This is a genomic window from Limosilactobacillus agrestis (assembly GCF_014145585.1).
GTDB classification, from domain to species: Bacteria; Bacillota; Bacilli; order Lactobacillales; family Lactobacillaceae; genus Limosilactobacillus; species Limosilactobacillus agrestis.
In genome coordinates, this window is sequence record NZ_JACIVF010000009.1 from 1 (window position 1) to 321 (window position 321).

The 321-nt window shown below is 39.9% G+C and carries 1 protein-coding gene; it reads right to left on the bottom strand.

Annotated elements, in window-relative coordinates; all coding sequences use genetic code 11:
- Positions 1-321, bottom strand: a 321-nt coding sequence (locus H5R88_RS00695; RefSeq protein ID WP_259393953.1) for a Rib/alpha-like domain-containing protein, incomplete at both ends; no start/stop codon positions are given.

A 321-nucleotide genomic window follows, 5' to 3' on the forward strand; every position in this document is an offset into this window, starting at 1 on the left:
TACTGTAATTTGAACATCCTTAGTTCCTGGAGTTGATACATCTGGTGCACCATTAGTCCAAGTGTAACTAGTTCCACCTGGTAAGCTTGGAATATTACCAATTCCTTCTTCTGGACTTGGTTCTTCGCCTACAGTTGTATGGATATCCTTTGGTTCTGGAATATTTTTATCCGCATCCGTTGGATTATTAGTTGGTTCGGTAACGATTACCTTGGTGGTTACAATATCTGTTGAACCATCTGGGTAAGTTACTGTAATTTGAACATCCTTAGTTCCTGGAGTTGATACATCTGGTGCACCATTAGTCCAAGTGTAACTAGT